Origin of the sequence: Novosphingobium sp. (assembly GCF_041915465.1) — a bacterium.
In the GTDB taxonomy this organism is placed as follows: domain Bacteria; phylum Pseudomonadota; class Alphaproteobacteria; order Sphingomonadales; family Sphingomonadaceae; genus Novosphingobium.
On sequence record NZ_JAYSBK010000157.1, the window covers coordinates 1 to 4009 of the forward strand.

The window sequence follows — 4009 nt, forward strand, 5'->3', positions numbered from 1 at the left end:
GGCGGCGGCAAAGTTCAGCATGATCAGCAGCGCGATCAGCCAGTGAAGGACGACGGAGCCACGGGCATAGCGCGGGCTGAGAGTGCTGTTTGTATCCATGGCTGACAGATTTATCATTCACTTGGCCGCCCGCAAGCAGGAAATGACTTGCCCTGCTGGACAGGCTGGATAGTCATGACGGGCCATGATTGCACCGTATCCGCCCTGCCCAAACCCCGATAAAGTCGCGCTTTTGCGCACTGGAAACCATGTCCGCAAACGCCTGGGCGCCGATCCCTTTGTCGAGCGTCTGCCAACCGAACAGGCCGAGATCTGGGCCGTTGCAGACTTTGTCAACGCGGAGGAATGCACCCAGCTGATGGCGATGATCGACCGCACGGCAAAGCCTTCCGCCGTGCTCGACCATGGTTACCAAGGCCAATGGCGCACCAGCTATTCGGGCGATGTGGACCGCTATGATCCCTTCGTTCAGATGATCGAGCGGCGGATCGACGACTTGCTTGGCATTCCCCACGAATGGGGCGAAACGATGCAAGGCCAGCGTTACCTGCCGGGTCAGGAATTCCGTGAGCACCAGGACTGGTTCTGGACCAAGGCGCCCTACTGGAAGACCGAGGCCAAGCGCGGCGGGCAACGCTCGATCACGGCGATGATCTATCTCAACAATGTCGAGGAAGGCGGGGAAACCGATTTCAAGAACGTCGGTCTTGCCATCCCGCCGCAGGCCGGCGCGCTGATCATCTGGAACAACGCGACGCCGACCGGCGATCTCAACAACTTCACGCTCCACGCCGGAACCCCGGTGATCAAGGGCGTGAAATACGTCATCACCAAGTGGTACCGCACCCGCAAATGGGGTTAAGACTTTGAACTTTTATAATATTGTCCGTGTCTCGGTTGTTGCCGCGCTGCTGGGGACTTCGTGCCTGCCCGCCGCCGCAGTCTCGCCGCCGCCCGCTCGGACCTCTGCGGTCACCAACGAGGACGAGCGCCTGCTTGCCCTGTTCCGCGACGATCAGCGCCGCGAACAGGCGATCGATCCGCTCGGCATGCTTTACCGCACCGGCAAGTCCGATCCGGCGCTGCTGCGCCAGGTGTTCACCGACAATCCCGTGCGCGCGCTCAACAAGAGCGTGAAGCTGAGCCTCAGCGCACTCAAGAAGATCGATCGCGCGAAGCTCAGCCCCGAGCGGCAGATTTCCTATGACGTGTTCCTCTATGACAAGACCGAGGAAGCGTTCTGGCTGCGCCCGGACATGCTGGCGCTGACCCAGGTCACCCCGCTCGATCACTTCGGCGGGCTGCATATCCAGTTCCCCTCGCTGATGGCGAAGGGCAGTGCGGTCAGCTATGACAACGTCGCGGACTATGAGGATGCCCTGGCGGTCGACCGCGCCTTCCCGTTCGTCCTCGACAATGCCGTGGTACGGTTTCGCCAGGGGCTGGACAGCGGCGTCGTGACATCGCGGCTGACCACTGCCAACATGATCGCGCAGATCGACGGCTTGCTGGCCCAGCCGATCGAGGATTCCCCGTTCTATTCGCCGGTTCGCGATTTCCCTGACACGGTGCCGATGTCGGAAAGAACACGGCTGCAGAAGGCCTATTTCGCGGCAATCCGGGACGAAATCTATCCGGCCTATCGTCGCCTGCGCGCCTTCCTGAATGACGAATACCTGCCCGCTGCGCGCGAACAGGTCGGCATCCTTGGCATGAAGGGCGGGCCGGGCCTCTATCGCCACCTAATCGAACAGCAAACCACCCTGCCGCTCGAACCCGAGGCGATCTATCAGCTCGGCCTGTCGGAAGTCGCCCGCATCCAGCGCGAAATGGACGTGGTGCGCAAGGAAATGGGCTATGGCGAGGGCGATCTGCGCAGCTTCTTCGATACCATGCGCAGCGATCCCAAGTTCCATCCCAAGACCAAGGAGGAACTGGCCAACGGCTTTTCCGCCGTCGGCCACCGCGTCGATGAACTGGTCCCGCTCTTTTTCAACCATGTTCCGCGCACCAAGCTGCTGATTCAGCCCTATCCGGCTTACCGCGAAAAGTACGAGGCGGGCGGCAGCTATAACCAGGGCGCGCCCGATGGTTCGCGTCCGGGGATCTTCTTCTACAACACCTATGACCTGCCGAGCCGCTTCCTGACCGGAATCGACACGCTCTATCTTCACGAAGGCGCGCCGGGGCATCACTTCCAGATCAGCCTCGCTCAGGAAAACACCGCCCTGCCCGATTTCCAGCGCTTCGGCGGCAACAACGCCTATGTCGAAGGCTGGGCGCTTTATGCCGAAACGCTCGGCTACGAGATGGGCTTCTACAAGGATCCGATGCAGCACTGGGGCACGCTCGACGACGAGATGCTGCGCGCGATGCGGCTGGTGGTGGATACCGGCATCCATTTCAAGGGTTGGACTCGCGACCAGGCAATCGACTACATGCTGTCGAATTCGGGCATGGGCCGCAGCGATGCGACCGCCGAGGTAGAGCGCTATATCGCCTGGCCGGGACAGGCGCTGGGCTACAAGATCGGCGCGTTGACCATTCAGCGGCTGCGCAAGAAGGCGGAGACGGAACTCGGGCCAAAGTTCGATATTCGCGCCTTCCACGATCAGGTGCTGATGAGCGGCGCCCTGCCGCTGCCGATCCTCGAGGCGAAGATCGACCGGTGGATCGCCTCACAGAAAGGCTAAGGACTACGTAGATGCCCTCATACCAAGGCTAGCGCGGCATTTGCCGAGACCTGCCATAGTGCCCTCTCTACTGCACAAGCGCGAGGCGAGAGGCGGAAATGCTGGACTGTGGCAAGCGTCAGGCGAGCAGGCTGCGGGTCAAGCTGCCAGCCAAAGCCGTGCTGCTCAACGGCCAGCGGCGCGCGTCCCTGTGCGACCTTTCACAAAGCGGCGCGCGCATTGGGCATCCCGACCTGCCCATTCTCAATGGTGAAATCCTGCTCGAATGGTGCGGCTTCGAAGCCTTCGGCTGGGTGGTCTGGAGCAAGCCCGGCCTGAGCGGCATTTCATTCTACGATCCGATCCCGAAGGACTGGGTTCTGGCAACCCGCAATCTGGATTCCGCGGGAGAGGTGCCGGGTGAGGCGCATATCACCCGCGAACACGCCCGCGCCTGGGTGGAAGGCCATTCGCGGATCTGAGCAAACGCTTCAGTCCAGCCCCAGTTCCTCGGCCGCGATCTTCTGCAGACGCACGGCGACAAGGGGGTCGAGCCCAAGATCCTGCGCCGCACGTTCGCCAGCCCCCAAGCTGCGCGGATCGGTGCCGGTAACCGTGCCAAACTCCATCAGCGCCTCAAGGTAATAGCCCTCGGTGCTGGCGTGATACTGGTCCCAGGTCCACAGGCTGACCTGCCCAAAAGCAATCCCGTCATAGGGATTTGGATCGGCCAGGCCTGCCCGCATGGCGCGGTTCCATGCCGCACCGACTTCGACGGTGCCGGCAATATGCGGTGCCGATTTCAGCGCGAGCCGGTTCGCTGCCGACAGGTCTTCGCCCATCTTGAAGATCGGCTGGCCGTGCCAGTGGCCGCTCGGCAGATAGGTCTGATCGGCCCGCGACCAGGTCGAGACCAGCCGTACCGAGACATTCGGATTGGCAGCGAAGAACAGGTCGGACAGGTCCTTGGCGGCGGCAATGTGCCGCGCCGGATCGCCGGGTCGTTCGCGGTCGAGCGTCGAATAGCCCTGCAGCAGCACCACATCCCACGGCGCCGCCAACACCGCACGGCGGCTTTCGAGGTGGAATGCGAGGTCCTTGCCCGGCGAAGTCTCCAGGCTGACGGTCCAGTCGAGCCCGGCCTCGTCGGCAAAGGTCTTGAACAACGCGGGAACCCCGCCGATCCCTTCCGCGTTGAGGTCGTTCACCCGCTCGGGGTGATACCGCATGACCGGCGAACCCGCGCCGAAGGTAAAGCTGTTGCCGACGAACAGGATCGTTCGGGCCTGCGCCGGCAGGGCAGCAAGCAGTGCCAGGCAGGCAGCAACAAGTGCGGT

General features: G+C 62.5%; 4 protein-coding genes. 3 read left to right on the top strand and 1 reads right to left on the bottom strand.

The genetic code is table 11. From position 1 onward, the window contains the following. Positions 1 to 184: 184 nt before the first annotated feature. The 3 genes from ACE3SN_RS16280 (at position 185) to ACE3SN_RS16290 (ending at position 3154) form a co-directional block, all read left to right on the top strand. The gene (locus ACE3SN_RS16280) at positions 185 to 862 is read left to right on the top strand and encodes a prolyl hydroxylase family protein (protein ID WP_374531807.1); all 678 of its coding nucleotides are present in this window, start codon (positions 185 to 187) and stop codon (positions 860 to 862) included. 4 nt (positions 863 to 866) lie between these two features. Next, positions 867 to 2693 carry a DUF885 family protein gene (locus ACE3SN_RS16285; protein ID WP_374531809.1) on the top strand — a complete coding sequence of 609 codons (1827 nt, stop codon included), beginning with the start codon at positions 867 to 869 and terminating at the stop codon, positions 2691 to 2693. A gap of 98 nt (positions 2694 to 2791) precedes the next feature. Beyond that, positions 2792 to 3154 (top strand): PilZ domain-containing protein, encoded by a 363-nt coding sequence (locus tag ACE3SN_RS16290; RefSeq protein ID WP_374531811.1) that lies wholly within the window; start codon positions 2792 to 2794, stop codon positions 3152 to 3154. A 9-nt stretch (positions 3155 to 3163) separates the two neighbouring features. Here ACE3SN_RS16290 and ACE3SN_RS16295 read toward each other — a convergent pair. Then, a partial coding sequence (locus ACE3SN_RS16295; RefSeq protein ID WP_374531813.1) for a PEP-CTERM sorting domain-containing protein occupies positions 3164 to 4009 on the bottom strand: 846 nt, incomplete at its 5' end.